This window comes from Microbispora sp. CA-135349, assembly GCF_050947365.1.
Classification (GTDB): Bacteria; Actinomycetota; Actinomycetes; order Streptosporangiales; family Streptosporangiaceae; genus Microbispora.
The window spans coordinates 3606795-3624420 of the sequence record NZ_CP192001.1 but is presented as its reverse complement, the minus strand read 5'-3'; the positions used below and the strand labels follow the sequence as shown (position 1 = coordinate 3624420).

Sequence of the window (17626 nt, the reverse complement as noted above, 5' to 3'; positions counted from 1 at the left end):
CCCCACCCTCCACGGCGAAGCCGCTTGGGCAGGGCACCCTCAACCTCAGGGGCTCACCGTGTGACCGTAGGTGTCACCCGACGGCGTAGGCGCGGGTCACTGTCTGGGTGACACCGTTACCCGCCTTGTCGGTGACCGTCGCGCGCAGCGAGACGTAGCCTGGAGCGGCGGGGTTGCCGAGCCGCGCCGTCCAGCCCGATCGGGTCGCCCGGACGCGCACCGGCCGCCACGTCCTCCCGTCGTCGGCGGACGTCTCCAGCGTGATCGAAGAGACGGCCGCCCCGCGGGCGCCGGGAGCCCTCTCGACCCAGATCGGCACGGTGGTCTGTGACCCCGGCTTGGCGCGGTTGGCGTCGTCGAGGCCCTGCGGCGCGTAGCGCACGGCCATCAGCGGCAAGGGCTCGGGCTTCGCCGTACGGGCGGAGTGGAAGGTCCAGACGGCGTCGACGCCCGTGGACAGCCCTGCTTCCGGCCGCCGGGAGGAGACGGTCAGCGTGTAGGCGGTGTCCGCCGTGGGCAACGTGGCGGTGAGCGAGCATTCCTCGCTCTCGTAGGCGATGCAACCGGTGATGTCGGTCTTGGCGATCTCCTTTCCGTTCCCGGCGAGGGTGAGGGTGCCGGTCACGGTCGCGTCCATGCCGGTACGGCCGGCGGTTCCGCTGGTGTAAAGCCCGTTGGCGGGGAAGTCCAGTGTGTCGCCGGTACGGCTGCCGCCGGAGGCGGCGAACGAAGAGCCGGTCACCGCGGCGTTCCAGACCTGGGTGAAGTCCCTGTCGCGCACCGGGCCGGTGCCGAGCTCGACCAGGCCGTCCGTGTCGAATTCGTCGATCCACGCGAACCCCGGGGTGAGGTATCGCGTCAGACGGCTCGGCAGCGGGACGTCCGAGGCGCCCATCCCTCCCGGAAGGTCGCTGCCGGGGATCACCGGCCCTGTGTGCAGCCCGCCGGTGGCACCCGGGACGGACGAGCGGTAGGTTTCGATCGCCTTGACCATGTCCCGGGTTCGTGCGGTGTACCCGGGGTTGTCGGGGAAGCCGCCCTTGCGGTAGTCGACGAGGTCGTAGCGGTAGGGGGTGGGCGTCGCGCCCTTCTTGGTCCAGGCGGTCTGAGCCAGGTAGGCGAATCCCGGTTGCCGCACCGGGACGACGTGGACGCCGCCGGAGTAGCCGTACGCGGACATCCCGATCACTAAGGGGCCGTTGACCATGGACAGGGAGAACCCGCGGCCGGGGACGGCGGTGGGGTCGTCGACCGTGAACGTGATCTGCCTCGCCTTTGGGCCGTGGACCGTCAGCGAAACGTCGGCGTCATCGATCTCGAACGGCTGATGCGCGATCGTCAGGCTGTGATCCTCCCCGTCGTAGATTTCGGTACAGAGGTTCCAGCGTCCCTTCGGCAACCTGATCCTGGCCACGTTGCCGTGGAAGACGAGGGTGCGCTGGGTGCCGGTCGCCTGGTCGTAGACGAAGCTCCGCATCGGTTCCGCGGCGGCCCCGTCCCTGCCCAGGACGGTCACCGTGGCGTCGTAGGACTCCGGTTCCACATAGGCCCCGCCCGGGGTGCGGACCACCATGTCACCGGTCGTGGCGGTGATGACGCCGGGATAGTCGCCGGGACCCTTGTCCTCGGCGTCGATCGTGCCAGTGGCCGACGCCTGCCCACCCGCGGGCTTTCAGCGTGGGGGTCGTGCCCTGCGGCGCCTGTGTGATCAGTGGGATGTCGGCCGTGTCCGCATCGTGGGTGACGTCGAACAGCCGCTCGTCCAGCACTTTCCGGGAGATCAGGGGCACGGCGTCGGACGGGATGACGTACAGGTGCCCGTTGCGGTATCCGGACGAGAAGTGCACTTCCCGGTCCGCGCCCGGCTCCACCCGGAAGCTCCTGCCCGTGACCACGACACGGTCACCGGTCAGCAGCGTCACGCTGCCCGCCGTATCGGAACCCGGTCGTCCGGGGCCCTCCTGGCTTCCCTGCCCGGCGGTGACGGCCCCCGGTGCCGCCACGGCCGTGGTGCGGGGCTCGGCACGCGCCGGGCTGCGCCGCGATCACTCCGGCGAAGTGGAGAGGCCGCCGTCCGGCAGCGGGAGGCGTCGCAGTCGCGGTTTCTGAATCTTCCCCGAGCCCGTTTTCGGCAGGTCGTCCGCGATGTCGAAGTAGACCGGGATCTTGTACTTGGCCAGGCGAGAGCGCAGGAATTCGCGCAGCTCATCGGTGGTGACACTCGCTCCGGGGCGGAGGACCACGAACGCGCGGCCGACCTCGCCCCATTTGGCGTCGGGCACGCCGAGCACGGCGACCTCGGCGACGGCCGGATGCTCGAAGATCGCCGCCTCGACCTCGGCCGGGTAGACGTTCTCCCCGCCCGAGATGTACATGTCCTTGACCCGGTCGACGACGTACAGGTGGCCTTCCTCGTCCAGGACGCCGACGTCGCCGGAGCGGAACCAGCCGCCGTCGGAGAACGCGGCCGCGGTCGCCTCCGGGTTGCGCCAGTAGCCGGGAGTCACGTTCGGCCCCTGGATGAGCACCTCACCCGGCTGTCCCACCGCCGCGTCCGCGCCGTCGGGCCGCACGACCCGTACGTCGGCGAAGAACACCGGCACCCCCGCCGACCCCACCTTGCGCACGCTCTGACTGGCCTCGAGGAAGGTGGCGCCGGGGGCGGTCTCGGTGAGCCCGTATCCCTGGCAGAACACCAGGCCCCGTTCCTGGTACGTACGGATCAGGGCGGCGGGGATCGCCGCTCCCCCGGCCATGAGGTGACGCAGCGACGACAGGTCCGCGCCGGCCCACCTGGGCGACCGGGCGAACGCGGCGAACATCGTGGTGACCCCGAACATCCAGGTGACGTCGTACTTCTCCATGAGGTCGTAACACTCGTCGACGTCCCACGACGGCATGATCACCGAGCAGCCGCCCTTGAGGAAGGTCGGCAGCAGGGTCTGGTTCAGTGCGGCGACGTGGAAGAGCGGCGCGCTGATCAACGTCACCTCGTCGCTGGTCACATCGACGCCGAGCAGGAGGTTGAAGCAGTTCCACACGAGGTTGCCGTGCGTGAGCATCGCGCCCTTGGGCCGCCCGGTCGTCCCCGAGGTGTAGAGGATGAGCGCGGTGTCGTCCAGCCGCACGGGCGTGTCGATCGGGGTGGGATCGCCCTCCGCGAGCCAGGTCTCGTAATGCCGCTCCCCCGGTCCCGGAGCGTCGAGGGCGACGACCTCCCGAAGAGCGGCCGGCAGGGCGCGGACCACCTCGGCGCACTCGGGCGCGTAGATCAGGACCTCGGCCCCCGAGTGGTCCAGCATGTAACCGATCTCGGGTGCGGCCAGACGGAAGTTCAGCGGCACGAAGATCGCCCCGAGCTGGTGCGCGGCGAACATCGTCTCGACGAAGGCGACGTGGTTGCGGCCGAGATAGGCGACCCGGTCGCCGGCCCGCACCCCCGCCTCGCCCAACCGCGACGCCAGCCGTGTCGTCCGTTCGTGGACCTCGGCGTAGGTGACGGGCCGGTCCGCGAAGACGAACGCGGTCCGGTCCGGTGTCATCTGGGCCCTGCGGGCGGGCCACCCTCCCAGTCCGGCGTTGCGCATTGGTGTTCGACCTCCTGTGAGCTGGGGGGATCGGGGAAGCCGCCCGTGCGGCTACAGGCATCGCGCTGAGAGATCCGCCGCGGCTCGGCGGTCCGCCACCTCACCGTCGCGGCGTCCGATCCGCCGGCGCCCCGGCTGCCCGACCCGTGGTCGCCGCCCTCGGGCGGAACCGTGTGACGACGACCAGGACATCGGCGCGGCCGGGTGATGAAGGTCGTGGCGCCGCCTCCGCGCGGGAACGGCGCGCGAGGACGGATCAGGCGTAGTGCCGGTAGATGGCCCGGGCGACGCAGGCGGGCTTGTTCGCGCCCTCGATCTCGACGGTGAAGTCGAGCAGCATCTGGACGCCGTCGCCGGGGACGTCCTCGACGGAGACGACGGCCGCGCCGAGGCGGATCCTGGCGCCGACCTTGACCGGGCTGGGGAAGCGGACCTTCTCCAGGCCGTAGTTGATGCTCATCTTCACGCCCTGGATGTCGAGCAGCTCGTTGAACAGCGGGATGAGCAGGGAGAGGGTCAGGTATCCGTGGGCGATCGTGCCGCCGAACGGGCCGTCCTTGGCCCTGGCCGGGTCGACGTGGATCCACTGGTGGTCGTCGGTGGCGTCGGCGAAGGTGTTCACCCGCTCCTGGGTGATCTCCAGCCAGCCGCTGTGGCCGAGGTCCTTGCCGGCCAGCGCCCTGATCTCGTCGAGCCCGTACGCCGTGGTGGTCATGCGTCTGTCGTCCTCTCCTGCGTGCCGAGCCCGAGCAGGCGTACGGCGTTGTCCTTCAGAATCTTGGGGCGGACCTCGGGCTTGATCTCGAGCTTGTCGAAGTCGGTCAGCCAGCGGTCGGGGGTGATCACCGGGTAGTCGGAGCCGAAGAGCACCTTGTCCTTCAGCAGCGTGTTGGCGTACCGCACGAGCTGCGGCGGGAAGTACTTCGGCGACCATCCCGACAGGTCGATGTAGACGTACGGCTTGTGCGTGGCCACCGCCAGCGCCTCGTCCTGCCAGGGGAACGAGGGATGGGCCAGGATGATCCGCAGCTCGGGGAAGTCCACGGCCACGTCGTCCACCAGCATAGGGTTGCCGTACTTGAGCCGGATGCCGCCCCCGCCGGGGACGCCCGCGCCGATGCCAGTCTGCCCGCTGTGGAACAACGCCGGGACGCCCAGCTCCTCGATCGCCTCGTACAACGGGTACGCCACGGGGTCGTTGGGGGCGATGCCCTGGATGCTCGGGTGGAACTTGAACCCGCGCACGCCGTACTCCTGGACCAGCCGCCGCGCCTCGCGCACGCCCGCCCGGCCCTTCCAGGGATCGACGCTGGCGAACGGGATCAGCACGTCGGCGTGCTCCGCGCAGCTCTCGGCCACCTCCTCGTTGGAGATGCGCGGGTGCCCGGTGGCGTGCTCGGCGTCCACGGTGAACACCACCGCGGCCATCGTGCGCTCCCGGTAGTACGCGGCCATCTCCGCGATGGTGGGCTGCCGGTGCCCGTGGGCCTTGAAGTAGTCCTCCGAGGCGCCGAACAGCTCCGGGCTCAGCGAACCGTGCCCGTCCTTGGAGATCTCCGCGTGCGTGTGGACGTCGATCGCGACGAGATCGGCGACGTTCATGACGGCCATGTCAGGCCCCCTGAGCGTCCGAAGCGGGGACCTTCGGCGCGGGGATGCCGTACGTCTCCGGCTCGGCGCCGACGCCCGACTGCCAGGAGGCGGCGATGGTCTCGGCCGTCCACCCTCCGTCGGCGAACGCGACTGCCTTCTCACCGGGGTGCGACCACAGCGCGAGGCGGTCGCCGCCGATCCCGATCGCCTGGCCGGTCACCCCCGCGGAGGCGTCGGAGGCGAGGAACACGACGAGCTCCGCCACGTCCTCGACCGTGCCCAGCCCCTCGTCCTTGCGCAGCCACTCGGGGAACGGCCGGCCGGTCCGCTCGGACTCCTCGATGATCGGCGCGAACACGGGAATGGTCTTGGTCATCTCGGTGGCCGCCACCGGGACGACCGCGTTCACCGTGATGTTCGCCCTGCCCAGCTCCATCGCCCAGGTCCTGGCCATCGCCACGATGCCGGCCTTGGCCGCCGCGTAGTTGGTCTGCCCGAAGTTGCCGCGCTGGCCCGCCGGCGAGGAGATCAGGATCAGCCGGCCGCCGGTCCCCTGCTCGCGCATCCGGATCGCCGTGGCCCGCGCGCAGGTGAACGTGCCGCGCAGGTGCACGTCGATCACCGCGTCGAAGTCGTCGTCCGACATCTTCCACAGGACCCGGTCGCGCAGGATGCCCGCGTTGGTGACCATCACGTCCAGCCGGCCGAACTCCTCGACCGCGGTGCCGACCAGCCGGTCGGCCACCTCGGCGGATCCGACCGGGGCGACGACGCTCCTCGCCTGGCCGCCCTTGGCGGTGATGGCCTCGACGACCCGCGCGGCCGCGTCGGCGTCCACGTCGTTGACGACCACCGCCGCCCCGGCCGCGGCAAGCGCCTCGGCGTACGCGCGGCCGAGCCCGCGGCCCGCACCTGTGACAACGGCGACCTTGCCGGAAAGATCCATGGGATTCCCCCTGAGTTGTACGGCGATTGATTGGAATATATGACGCTCTCATGACGATCGTCAAAGATTTGCCCAACGTCCCCGCTCCGCCTCCCGCAGGCCCTGATCCCGTACGTGATCCGCACCGAATCAGGGCCGGAATGACGAGCAGGGAATGACGGGCAGGCGGCAGCGGGCGCGCGGCAGCAGCCCCTTCCGGGCATGTGGGTGCCACGCGGCCGCCTCGGGACGGGCGCCGCCGCGTCACGTCGAGGTCAGGCCAGGACGACGTTCTCCAGCCACTGACCGATGCGCTTGACCACCTCGTCGTCGAAGGTGCGGGCGTCGACGTTGTCGGCGTGGATCTCGATCACCGGGATCCCGGCCGCCTCCAGTGCCCTGGCGGTGAAGTAGCTGCCGCGGGGGTCGTCGGAGACCAGGTGGACCACGCCGTCGATGCCGTGCAGGCGGGCCTCCTTCACATACCACTCGCTCGACCACGGCGGGGTGTAGAGCTGGTCGCCGAAGGCGGCGAAGCGTGCCGCCAGCGCTCTCATGGGGTCGTCCCCGTAGCGGATGTACCCGTCGGCGGCGATGGCCAGGTACATCGACCAGACGAACACCGCGCCGTACTCGTCCTGGAAGCGCTGGTAGAAGCCCATGTCGTACCAGAGGCCGCGGCCGATCCACATCAGCCGGGCGCGCTCGTCCGGGCACGCGGCCTGACCCGCGTCGACCCGGTCGCGCACCTCCTCGTAGAACCGCTTGGCGATGTCCCGGGCCCACTCGGTGCCCCGGTGCCACTGCGGGAGCATGACGCTGGGGATGCTGTCGACGACGCCGAGCGGGGCGGGCCGGGTGCGCGCGATGAGGTCGCGCGCCTTCCTGTTCCACTCCTCCTGCTCGTTGACCAGGGCCATCACCTCGCGGAAGCGCGACTCGCCGAAGCGGCGGCCGGTGGTGGTCTCCAGGAACCTGACGAGGTTCTCCAGCTCCCCGGTGAGCAGGTCCAGCCGGGCCGGGCCGACCGCCTGCTCCCATCGGTGCGGCATGAGCTCCCACCAGTTGGCGGGAACCTCGTTTTCGGCGGCGCTCTCCAGCGGATAGAAGGTGACTCCGGGCTCGTGACCCCAGATGTCGAAGACCTTGCGGGTGACGTCGCCGGTGGCGTCGCCGACGACGATGGTCGGTTTGGGCAGGCCGCCCCACGGGCCGGCCTCCGGTTCCGGATCGAAGGCGGAGCCGAGGGTGACCGAGTTGTACTGCTCGGAGTAGTCGGGGTAGCCGCGCTGCCGCACCAGCTCCAGGTAGTGCCCCGAGCGCTGCTTGGCGGCCACCAGGGACGCCCACCACTGGCTGACCGCGTACGGGATGTCCATCGTGCGGAAGATCTCGTGCGGGACGTCCGCGTTCAGCAGGGCGAACGGCTCGCCGGCGGCGACCCGCTGCCGCAGGTCGGCGAACCATTCGCGCTGGTGCCTGCCCGCCTCGGCCGCCGTGGCGAGGGATTTCACACTGCGCATGGGTGTTCCTTCCGCAGGGCGGTCAGGTCGGCACGCCCGTACTCCTGGCGCTCCAGCAGCACGGCGGGGATGTCGAGCGCCGCGCGCTGCGCGGGGAAGTCCCAGGCCGGAGCCTCGTCGCCGGTCCTCGAATAGGCGACGAAGAGCTCGGCCCCGCAGTGCCGTACGGCCCTCGCCGCGTGGGCCGCGCGCTCGCTCACCGTGGCCCGGTGGGCGGTCGGGCCGATGTGGTGGTAGTGCTCGGCCAGCGCGTCGAGGCCGCCCGCGCCGACCATCCGGTCCGGGGACTGGCCGCCGAAGGAGTGGTCCTCGCCGACGATCACGTAGCCCTCGGACTCGATCGCGTCGTACACGTGCGGGGTGTCGTGGTCGCTGCCGCTCAGGAAGACGCGCCGTCCCGCGTGTTCCTCGAGCTCTCCCGCCTCGGCCAGCAGCCGTTCCAGCAGCGCGATGTGCTCGTGCACGGGCAGGGCCGCGCCCGCCACCGCGAGGAACTGCCGCCCCGTCAGGCGGGCGGGCGCGGCCCGGCGCAGCTCGGCGACGGCGGCCAGCAGACGGCGCCGCTCGTTGTGCGCCGCCACCGCCCCGGCCAGGTCGAGGGGGCGGCCGGTCCAGGCCTCCAGCCTGGCCGCGAACTCGCCGATCCTGCGGCGGTTGTACCGGGCGGTCGTGCGGTGCGGCAGGTGCAGGATGTCCACCAGGTACGCCTCGGGCAGTCCCGTGCCCGGCTCCACCCGGCGCAGCTCGCGCAGCGCGTAGAACAGCCGCAGGGACGCCTCGCAGTCGTGCGAGACCACGATGCGATCGAGGTCGCCAAAGGACCCGGCGAGCAGCCGGGTGAGCACCGAGCGGGCCATCGGGTCCACTCCGCCGCCCAGGTATCGGTCGCCGAGCTCGGAGCCGGACTCCGGGTCGCCCGTGAGGCGGATCGCGCGGGCCCCCGCGGCGGTCAGCAGTTCGACCGGCATGTCCGCTCCGACGTAGCCGATAACCGGCGTCCGGTCATCGGCCGGGCCCTCCGGGACGGCCGTGGAGGCCGGGGGGGCCGGGGGACGGGGTGCGCCGCGCCGGGCGTACGCCTCCTCCAGCGCGGTCAGCGCCGTGGGCATGTCAGATCACCCCCTCCTCGGCCAGGGTTTTGAGTTCGTCGTCGGAGTAGCCGAGCAGGCCGCCGTAGATCTCGGCGTTGTGCTCGCCGAGGGCCGGCGCCGGCCGGTCGAGCCCCGTCTCCGAGGCGGAGAAGCGGATCGGCACGCCGGTCCCGTACAGGTCCGCGGGGCGACCGTGGCGCGGATGCTCCAGCGGCACGACCTCCTCGCGCTGGAGCACGAGCGGGTCGCGTACGGCGTCGCCGGGCTCACGCACCTCGGCGGCGGGGACGCCGTTCAGGGTGAGCGCGTCGAGGATCGCGGCGAGCGGGCGGTCCGCCGCCCACGAGGCCACCAGCTCGTGCAGCTCACCCGCGTTGGCCACGCGCGCGTCTCTGGAGGCGTAGCGCGGGTCTCCGGCCAGGTCGTCGCGTCCCATCGCCGCGAACAGGCCGCGGGCGAACGCGTCGGTGGGCCCGCACAGCGCGAACCAGCCGTCCGCGGCCGGGAACGTTCCGAACGGCGCCAGCCTGGGCACGGTCGTCCCCGTGCGCATGGGCAGGCCCAGCTTCTCGTAGGCGTCGAACGGCTCGCACGCGACCAGGGAGGTCAGCGCCCCCAGCATGGACACGTCCACGTGCTGGCCCTGACCGGTCGCGTCGGCCCGCAGGACCGCGGCGAGCGTGCCGATCACCGCGTACAGCGGCGCGACGAGGTCGCCCACCGGCAGCCCGAACCGGACGGGCGGCTCACCGGGCGCGCCCGCGGTCATCATCACGCCGCTGAGCGCCTGGATGATGGTGTCCATCGCCTTGCCGGAGCCGGGGCCGCCCTGCGCGCCGAAGCCGCTGATCGACGTGCACACGATGCGCGGGTTGACCGTGCTCGCCCAGTCGTGGCCGATGCCGAGCCGGGCCATGACGCCGGCGCTGTAGTTGTCGATCATGATGTCCGCTTCCCTGACCAGACCGGCCAGGATGTCGCGGGCTTTGGGGTGCTTGAGGTTGAGCGTGACGCTCTGCTTGTTGCGGCCCCGCAGGAGCATCGACACGGACATGTCGTCGTCCCCCTGGCGGCCCAGCGTCAGCCCGTCCGCACCGAGATAGGGGGCGTTGTTGCGGGAGGTGTCGCCGCCGGTCAGTGGGTTCTCCACCTTGATCACGCGGGCGCCGAGCCCGGCCAGCAGCAGGGTCGCGTACGGTCCGGACAGTGCGGTGGTCAGATCGATCACCGTGCGGCCGGCGAGCGGACGGTCAGCCACGCAGCACCACCTCGTTTCCCTCCCAGTGGAACTCCGTCTTCAGGCCCGCCTGCCGAGTGATGTGCTCGATGTACGACACGACCCGCCTCCCCTCCTCGTCGTCGCCGAGCGGCACGGGCCTGCCCGCGCCGTCGATCCAGCAGGGCACGATTCCGGCAGAGACCAGGCCGGCCTCGCCCTGGTCGTCCCGGTCGAACCGGCATACCGCGATCGCGGTGTTCCGGCTCTCGGGATGGAAGGGGTAGTACGGCATGTCCGGGTCGGGCGCGAAGCCGTACAGCTCGACTCTGCGGCGTGCCCACGCGGCCCGTTCGCCCGCGTCGCCCGTGGTGGGCGTCAACGCGTGGGTGACGGTCACGAAGTTGCCCAGGCCGTGGTAGATCGGCCTGCCGCGGTACATCTCGATGCCGCGCATGATGTGCGCGTGGTGGGCGAACACGGCGTGCGCGCCGGCGTCGATGGCGGCGTGCGCCACGGGCCGCTCGTACATCGCCAGCACGGCGGGCGTGTGCCCGACGCCCTTGTGCATCGACACCGTCACGATGTCGACCTCGGCGGCCAGGGCCGCCACGTCCTCGGCCATCCGCTCCAGAGAGGCGGGGTCGGCGAAGGTGTAGACGGCGGGCGGCCCGCCGGGGCTGGCGTGGTCGAGTTCGTAGTGGGTCAGCACCTTGACGTACGCGCACCCGGGCTTGCGGCTGGTCGCCCAGGACTCGCGCGGACCGACGCAGTTGTAGCTGAGCACCCCGATCCGCAGGCCGTCGCGCTCCACGACGGCGGGACGGCGGGCCTCCTCGAGGGTCAGGCCGGCGCCCGCGGTGGCCATTCCGGCCTCGGTCGCGTACTTGATCGTGTCGGCCACTCCCTGGTCGCCGACGTCGTAGACGTGGTTGCCCGCGAGCGTCACCACGTGGAAGCCGGCGCCGGCGACCGCGGACAGCGCGGCGGGGTCTGCGGGCGGAGCGGGGACGTCGGTGCTCACCTGGGCCGTGGACGTGCTGTGGGGCACCTCGATGTGGCCGATCACCACATCGCCCCGGCCCAGCGTCTCCCGGGCGGGGGCGAAGAAGGACGCGGGGTCGGGCTCGTCGACGACGAGGTCGCCGACGGCCATTACCGTGAAGCTCAAGAGCTGGTCTCCTCCTGCATACGTTCGTCGGGGGTCTGCGCCGCGCGCCCGGAGAAGCGCGACAAGAAGGCTCTCAGGCGGGGCGAGGCGGGGTTGTCGAAGATCTCCTCGGGAGTGCCCGACTCGACGATCTGGCCGTTCTCCATGAAGACGCACCGATCGGCCACCTCGCGGGCGAAGCTCATCTCGTGCGTCACGATGATCATGGTCATGCCGCCGCGGGCCAGGTCGAGCACGACGCTCAGCACCTCGTCCACCAGCTCGGGATCCAGAGCGCTGGTGGGCTCGTCGAACAGCATGATCCGCGGGTTGGTGGCCAGCGCCCTCGCGATGGCGACGCGCTGCTGCTGGCCTCCGGAGAGCATCCGGGGATGGGCGTCCGCCTTGTCGGCGAGCCCCACCCGCTCCAGCAGCCGCAGCGCCTCCCGCCGCGCCTCCTCCGGCCTCCGGCCGTGGATGAGCACCTGCGCCTCGACGACGTTGCGCAGCACGGTCCAGTGCGCGAACAGGTTGAACTGCTGGAAGACCATGCCCATGCGGCCGCGCTGGGCGGCCACCCGCCGGTCCGGCAGGGGACGCAGGTGGCCCCGGTGGAACTCGTAGCCGAGCAGCTCCCCGTCGAGGTACATGGCCCCGCCGTCGATGCCCTGCAGCTGGTGGACGCACCGGGCCAGGGTGGACTTGCCCGAGCCGGACGGGCCGATCACCGCGACGACCTCGCCCTCGTGCACGTCCAGGCTCACCCCGTCGAGCGCCACGTGGTCGCCGAACCGCTTGCGTACGTCACGGACCCGCAGGACGGGCGTGTCACTCACCGCTGCCCCTTTCCGAAGTGCCGCTCCAGGCGCCGCTGGCCGAGCGAGAGGCTGATGACCACCACCAGGTACCAGGCGCAGGCGACGATCAGCAGCGGCGCGACCTCGTAGGTCCTGTTGTAGATCACCTGCACCGAATAGAGCAGGTCGGCCATCGCGATCACGCTGACCAGCGAGGTGCCCTTGAGCACGGTGATGAACTGGCTGCCGGTGGGCGGGATGATCACCCGCATCGCCTGCGGGAGCACGACCTTGACGAAGCTCTGCCGGGCCGTGAACCCCATCGCGCGGGCCGCGTCACGCTGGCCGCCGTCCACGGACGTGATGCCGGCCCGGACGATCTCGGCCATGTACGCGGCCTCGTGCAGGGTGAGCCCGATGACGGCCGCGGTGAACGAGCTGATCACGGAGTTGGTGGGCCACGAGACGAAGGTCGGGCCGAACGGCACGCCCAGCGGGATCCGCGGCAGCAGGTAACCGAGGTTGAACCAGAAGATCAGCTGGACCAGGGGCGGGATGCTGCGGAAGACCGTGACGTAGACGGTGCAGGCCCAGACCACCGGCCGGAAGCCGCTCATCCTGCCCACCTCGAGAAGCACCCCGAGCGCGCTGCCCAGCACCATCGCGATGACGGTGAGCAGCAGCGACATGCCGAGGCCGCGCAGGATGTTCGGGTCGAACAGGTACCTGCCGACCACCGGCCACTTGAGCTCCGGGTTGGTGACGAGGAACCAGGCGAACTGCGCGACGAGCACGAGCAGCACGGCTCCGGCCACCCAGCGCAGAGGCCGGACGCGCGGACGGGCGGCGGCGACGTCCACGGCCTGTGGTGGCACGGCCTGTGGTGGCACGGTCTGGGGTGCCACGCTCATTGCGTCGCCGCGGTGTTCATCTTCGGCTCCGGCACCGACACGCTCTGGAGCCCGTACTTGTCCATGATCTTCTTGTACTCGCCGTTCTTGAAGATCTCCTTGAACGCGTCGAGCATGACCGGGCCGAGACCGCTGGACTTGGGCACGAGCATCGCCAGCTGGTCGACGCCGGCGCCCTGCTCCTCGGTCTGCGTGACGTACGTGAAGGCGTCCTTCTCCTTGGAGAGCACGTCGAGCGCGGCGCTCTCGGTCATGCCGGCCGCGTCGGCCCGGCCGGACTTGGCGGCGAGGATGGTGCCGTTGGTGTCGGCGAAGCCGATGAACTCCATCGCCGGCTTGCCCTGCTTGGCGCACCATTCGGTCAGGCGCTTGGCCTGGTCCTCCACGATGCTGCCGGCGGTGCCGGCGACGCGCTTGCCGCACAGGTCACCCGAGCTCTTGATGGCCGAGGACCCGGCCTTGGGGATCAGGTAGGAGGTCCGGGTGACCATCCACACGAGCGCGTCGAACTGCTGCTCACGCTCGGCGCTGTCCTTGACCGGACCGTTGAAGGCGTCGTATCGGTTGGCGAGCATGCCGGACAGCGCCGCGGGCAGGCCGCTGACGATCGAGATCTCGGTGCGGACCCCGAGCACCTTGCCGAGGGCGTCCTGCAACTCCTTGTCGATGCCCGTGACGGTCTTGCCGTCGTTGGCGACGATCCGATAGGGCGGGTGGGAATCCCCGGCAAATCGGATGACGCCCGCTTCCTTGATGCTGTCGGGCAGGGCGTCGTACAGAGCCGTCGCGCCGGCCGGCCGCTGCGTCTCACCGTCGCCTCCACCGCAGGCTGCGACACTGGCGAGGGCCAAAGCCGCCGCACCCGCGAGGATGGTCCTGGGCATTCTCATGGTGGTCCTTCCGCGACCAGATAATGCTGCATTTCACTTTGCGGTCGTGGGGATAAGTGTCACACCTAGGGATGCACACCTGTCAAGAGGCGGTTGTGCAGCGGAGACGTGCGGGGCGACCGAAGCGCCGCCCCGTCGCCGGGGAGCGCTCAGGTGAGCGCGAGGATGGAGCTGGTCCGGTGATGGGCGACCAGCTCGGCCAGCTCGGGCTCGAACTCCGCGACGATCTGCTTGACGCGGAACTCGGCGAGCGGCCCGAGGGTGTCGTAGATCTCGACGAAAAGGTCTCTGGCCTCGGCGCGGGGCCAGTCGGCGGGCAGCAGCTCCGCCGGCAGGTCGGGGTCGTGGTTGGGGAACGTCCGCCAGGTGTCCATGATCCCCGTACGCGCCACCAGCGCCTCGGACGCGCCGACCACGCCCTTGCGTACGCGTTCCAGAAGAGGCGAATATCGGGCCACGAACTCCTCGTAGGTGCGCCGGAGCTGGTCGAAGTCCCATGCCTCCCGGGGGGCGCGCATGCCCGCGAGATCCAGGGCCTCGGCCCGGAAGATCGTCGACATGGGGATCTCCAGCTCGGCGAGCACGGCCGCCGCGCTGTCGGCGTTGGCGGTGGGCGAGACCCACAGCCCGTCGTAGAGCGGGGCGAAGCCGAGCCAGCGCAACCTGGCGCGCAGCGTGTGGCGCAGGTCGCGTTGTTCCTCGGAGATGGAGAACGCCGCCATCACCCATCTCCCGTCCCACGCGCCCTGCTCCAGGCCGAAGGACATGATCCGCTGCCGTCCCTCCAGCATCACGGCGGCGGCCCGATCCGTCAGGCGATAGTAGGTGCGCCGCCCGACCTTGGACGACACCAGCAGATCTCGCCTGGTCAGGCGGCTGAGTGCGGCCCGGGCCGCGACGGCGGAGACACCGAACTCCTCGGTCAGCCGCACCAGGGCCGCGGACGGCAGTTGCTCGGGCCTGCTTATCCAGTAGTCACCGAGGAGCGTCGTGATCAGGTGTTGCGGGGGTGCGCCCACCTGGAAGCGCGGGAAATCGAGGTCCTCTGCCTCGGACCTTTCACGATCATTCACAACTGGAGTATATGGACAACGCTTGATCGTACGCTCGTTATCAGACTGTCATGCTTTCGAGCGACATGAAGCCGCACCGCAACGGATCTCCGCCACGACCGCGGCCGCTGGTGCCGCAATCTACCCGAGGTGCCGCGACAGCCGCATCAGCCGAGGGACCCGCCGGCGAGGAGATCCAGGCGGTCGCGGTCCGTCGTCTCGTCGAAGTTCGTGTGACGGCGTATCGCCGGCGACTCCAGAGCGGACACCTGCGCGAAGGTGTGGTGCGCGGCCAGACCGGCCAGCTCCGGGTCGAACTCGGCGAGGATCTCGCGGAACCGCCGCTCCGCCGGTTCCCCGAGCGAGTCGTAGATCTGCACGCACAGCCGCCTGGCCTCGTCGCGCGGCCAGCCGGCGGGGAGCAACTCGGCGGGGAGATCGGGGTCGAGCGTGGGGAACACCCGCCAGTCGGTCATGATCGCGGTCCGCAGCCGCAGCGCCCCGGCGGGGCACGGGACGGACACCGCCAGCCGCTCGGCGACCGGCCGGTGGGCGTCGATGAAGCGCAGGTAGCGTTCGCGCAGCGCGGCGATGTCGAAGGCGCGGTCCAGCACCGGGTCCAGGTCGTCGTCGGCGACCTTGCGGGCCCGGAACACGACCGCCCCGCGCACGCCCAGCCTCCGCACGAGGTCGACGACGTCGTCCGTCCTGTCGTGCGGGGACACCCACACCGCGTCGAAGATCATGCCGAAGTGCAGCAGGCGCAGCCCGTCGCGCAGCGCGCGGCGGGTGTCCCGCTGGTCCTCCGGCACCGAGAACGTGACGACCGTCCACTGCCCGTCCCAGCACGGCGTGGTGGCGCCGAACGTCAGCAGCCGTCGCATGTGCGCCACGATCACGTCGTACGCCCGGGGCGGCAGTCCGTACGCGGTGGTGCGGCCGTTGCGGGAACTGGCCAGCAGCCCTCGCGAGGCGACCCGCCGCAGGGCGGCGCGGGCGCTGGTCGCGGTGATGCCGAACTCCTCCAGCAGCCGGACCAGCGCCGCGGACGGGATGTGCTCCTGCCGCCAGAACCAGTAATCGCCCAGCAGCGTGGTCAGCAGCCGCTGGGGTTCCGCCCCTTGCCGGGCCCTGGGCAGGGAGCCGGGTTCCGGCGACGCGGCGACCCGGCGTCCCTCCATCGTCAGACTCCTCAGCCGGTGTAGGTGCCCCGGCCTGCCACGCCCTGAACAGGGGCGCGCTCACCGGGCTCGACCTGCGTGAATCTTACGTCACCCGGCTCCCGTCCGGGCTCTTCCCTGTGGTCTCGGCCGCGGTCCCGCGGCGCGGGGACGACGTTCGCGCGCGCTGTCTCCCCGCCTGTCACCGCGCGGGGACGTGCGGACGCAGGAAGCGGCCGGGGGTGTAGTGGATGAACTCGGCGGTGCCCAGGTCCGGGTTCTCGGCGGTCAGGCGTGCGGCCAGCTTGCCGAGCTGATGGGCGTCGGCGTCCGTCCAGCGGCCGGTGGCGACCCGGTTCTTCAGGGTCTGCACCGCGGCGACGAACTCGGCTCCGGTGTAGCGGCAGTGGCCGGGCCTGTCGACGAACGCCTGGCGCAGCATCGCGCCCTTCCCCGCGCGCCGCACCACGTCGGAGTAGGCGCGGGCCTGGGTGACGGTGGGGTAGTTGTCGCCGCGCTCGTGCATCGTCAGGACGGGGACGCCGAGCGAGCCGCGCGGGGTGAAGTAGTTCTCCATGTAGGTGACCGCGCCGGGGTCGGCGGAGACGCGCGGCGCCGCCGCCAGGGCCGCGAGGTCGGCGTCGAGGTTCAGCCCCGCGCTGTCGTAGAGGGCGCGCACCTGCGTCATCCGCCCGGACTCCCGCAGTTCCCGGCGGTAGTCCACGCCCGTGTTCCAGGAGAAGTTCCCGCCTGCCCGCTGTTCCAGCGGATAGCGGGGAGAGAACACGGTCGCCATGAACGCCGCGTACTCCTGGGCCTCCTGCCCCGCCCAGTCGCGCGCGGCCGGTTCGGCGGTGCCGGTCACCGACCAGGTGGAGACCTGGGCGAAGGACGCGGCGAGGGCGATGCGGGCCCGGCCGGCCGGAGTCTGCTGGGCGGCGTCCAGGACGGCGCGGGCGGCGGTGGTGCTCCGCGTCTCCTCGTCGGCCGAGGCCAGCCGGACGAGCTTCACCGCGTCGTCGCCGGGTGCGAGCAGCGTCTTGAACGCGAAGGCCGCGTCGAACGACTGGTTGAGCATCGCCACCGGCCCGGCCACCGAGGCGCAGTAGGGCAGCGCGCCGTCGATCAGGTCGGGCCGGCGTTCGGCCAGGCCGGCCGCGATGGCGCCGCCCATCGAACCGCCCCAGGCCAGGGTGGTCCCGGGCTTCCCCGCGACCCCGGCGAACGTGGCGAGCGTGTCGGCGGAGGCCTGCAGAGTCTCCTCGACGGCCCAGCCGCTCCCGTAGGGCCGGGTGCCGGCCAGGGCGTACCCGTGGGCCAGCAGCCAGCTCTGCGCTGCGGTGTTGCCGCCGAGTTCGGCCGGCAGGTGCTGCGGCCCGGCGCCCTGGCCGTAGCCCGGGCTGAACGTCAGCACGGTGCCGTTCCAGTTGCGCGGGACCTCGATCGCGTAGGTGGCGCCGCTCGGGTGGACGCCCGTGACGCTGATGGGACCGGCCTGGCCGGACGCCGCCGATGCGTGCGGCAGGCCGGCGGCCGGTGGGAGGGCGAGTGCGAGAGCCGTGGCCGTGAGCGCCGTCACGGCGCGGGCCGCCCGATTGATCACTGAACGGGGATTGATGTCCGCCTCCTGGGGTGGGAAGCTACTGCGACGCGAGACGCGCAACAGTTCGGTGAACGGTCGTCCGAAATTCGCCGCCAATAACATTCGGCAGTAATCCTACGGTCGTCACA

The 17626-nt window shown here is 71.1% G+C and carries 16 protein-coding genes; all 16 read right to left on the bottom strand.

Features of this window, described 5'->3' with window-relative positions:
* Positions 1-73 precede the first annotated feature (73 nt).
* Complete coding sequence (locus ACQPZZ_RS16925; RefSeq protein ID WP_432933113.1) at positions 74-1573, bottom strand: hypothetical protein; 1500 nt, start codon at positions 1571-1573, stop codon at positions 74-76.
* Between the two features lies 1 nt (position 1574).
* Positions 1575-1922 carry a hypothetical protein gene (locus ACQPZZ_RS16920; RefSeq protein WP_432933111.1) on the bottom strand — a complete coding sequence of 116 codons (348 nt, stop codon included), beginning with the start codon at positions 1920-1922 and terminating at the stop codon, positions 1575-1577.
* 123 nt (positions 1923-2045) lie between these two features.
* On the bottom strand, positions 2046-3587 hold the full coding sequence (locus ACQPZZ_RS16915) for an acyl-CoA synthetase (RefSeq protein ID WP_432933109.1): 1542 nt from the start codon (positions 3585-3587) through the stop codon (positions 2046-2048).
* A 256-nt stretch (positions 3588-3843) separates the two neighbouring features.
* Positions 3844-4302, bottom strand: a complete 459-nt coding sequence (locus tag ACQPZZ_RS16910; RefSeq protein ID WP_432933107.1) for a MaoC family dehydratase — start codon at positions 4300-4302, stop codon at positions 3844-3846.
* Positions 4299-5189, bottom strand: a complete 891-nt coding sequence (locus ACQPZZ_RS16905; protein WP_363643001.1) for an amidohydrolase family protein — start codon at positions 5187-5189, stop codon at positions 4299-4301. Before ACQPZZ_RS16905 ends, ACQPZZ_RS16910 begins: the two co-directional genes overlap by 4 nt.
* Positions 5190-5199: 10 nt before the next feature.
* A complete protein-coding gene (locus tag ACQPZZ_RS16900) occupies positions 5200-6126 on the bottom strand; it encodes an SDR family oxidoreductase (protein WP_432933105.1) in 927 nt (308 codons plus the stop codon).
* Between the two features lie 254 nt (positions 6127-6380).
* The gene (locus tag ACQPZZ_RS16895) at positions 6381-7628 is read right to left on the bottom strand and encodes a 2-hydroxyacyl-CoA dehydratase (RefSeq protein WP_432933103.1); all 1248 of its coding nucleotides are present in this window, start codon (positions 7626-7628) and stop codon (positions 6381-6383) included.
* Entirely contained in the window at positions 7616-8737 is a 1122-nt protein-coding gene (locus ACQPZZ_RS16890; protein WP_432933101.1) for a 2-hydroxyacyl-CoA dehydratase, read from the bottom strand. Before ACQPZZ_RS16890 ends, ACQPZZ_RS16895 begins: the two co-directional genes overlap by 13 nt.
* A gap of 1 nt (position 8738) precedes the next feature.
* Positions 8739-9977: a CaiB/BaiF CoA transferase family protein gene (locus ACQPZZ_RS16885; RefSeq protein WP_432933098.1), complete on the bottom strand. Its 1239-nt coding sequence runs from the start codon at positions 9975-9977 to the stop codon at positions 8739-8741.
* A complete protein-coding gene (locus ACQPZZ_RS16880; RefSeq protein ID WP_432933096.1) occupies positions 9970-11106 on the bottom strand; it encodes a CapA family protein in 1137 nt (378 codons plus the stop codon). Before ACQPZZ_RS16880 ends, ACQPZZ_RS16885 begins: the two co-directional genes overlap by 8 nt.
* Positions 11103-11921, bottom strand: a complete 819-nt coding sequence (locus ACQPZZ_RS16875; protein WP_432933094.1) for an amino acid ABC transporter ATP-binding protein — start codon at positions 11919-11921, stop codon at positions 11103-11105. Before ACQPZZ_RS16875 ends, ACQPZZ_RS16880 begins: the two co-directional genes overlap by 4 nt.
* Positions 11918-12793, bottom strand: a complete 876-nt coding sequence (locus tag ACQPZZ_RS16870; protein ID WP_432933092.1) for an amino acid ABC transporter permease — start codon at positions 12791-12793, stop codon at positions 11918-11920. The genes ACQPZZ_RS16875 and ACQPZZ_RS16870 overlap by 4 nt, the downstream gene beginning before the upstream one ends.
* On the bottom strand, positions 12790-13683 hold the full coding sequence (locus tag ACQPZZ_RS16865) for a transporter substrate-binding domain-containing protein (RefSeq protein WP_432933090.1): 894 nt from the start codon (positions 13681-13683) through the stop codon (positions 12790-12792). The genes ACQPZZ_RS16870 and ACQPZZ_RS16865 overlap by 4 nt, the downstream gene beginning before the upstream one ends.
* A gap of 149 nt (positions 13684-13832) precedes the next feature.
* Positions 13833-14756 (bottom strand): PaaX family transcriptional regulator, encoded by a 924-nt coding sequence (locus tag ACQPZZ_RS16860; RefSeq protein ID WP_432933088.1) that lies wholly within the window; start codon positions 14754-14756, stop codon positions 13833-13835.
* Positions 14757-14902: 146 nt separating this feature from the next.
* Positions 14903-15916 (bottom strand): PaaX family transcriptional regulator, encoded by a 1014-nt coding sequence (locus ACQPZZ_RS16855; protein ID WP_363642972.1) that lies wholly within the window; start codon positions 15914-15916, stop codon positions 14903-14905.
* Between the two features lie 181 nt (positions 15917-16097).
* Positions 16098-17498 carry a hypothetical protein gene (locus ACQPZZ_RS16850; protein ID WP_432933086.1) on the bottom strand — a complete coding sequence of 467 codons (1401 nt, stop codon included), beginning with the start codon at positions 17496-17498 and terminating at the stop codon, positions 16098-16100.
* Between the last annotated feature and the right edge of the window lie 128 nt (positions 17499-17626).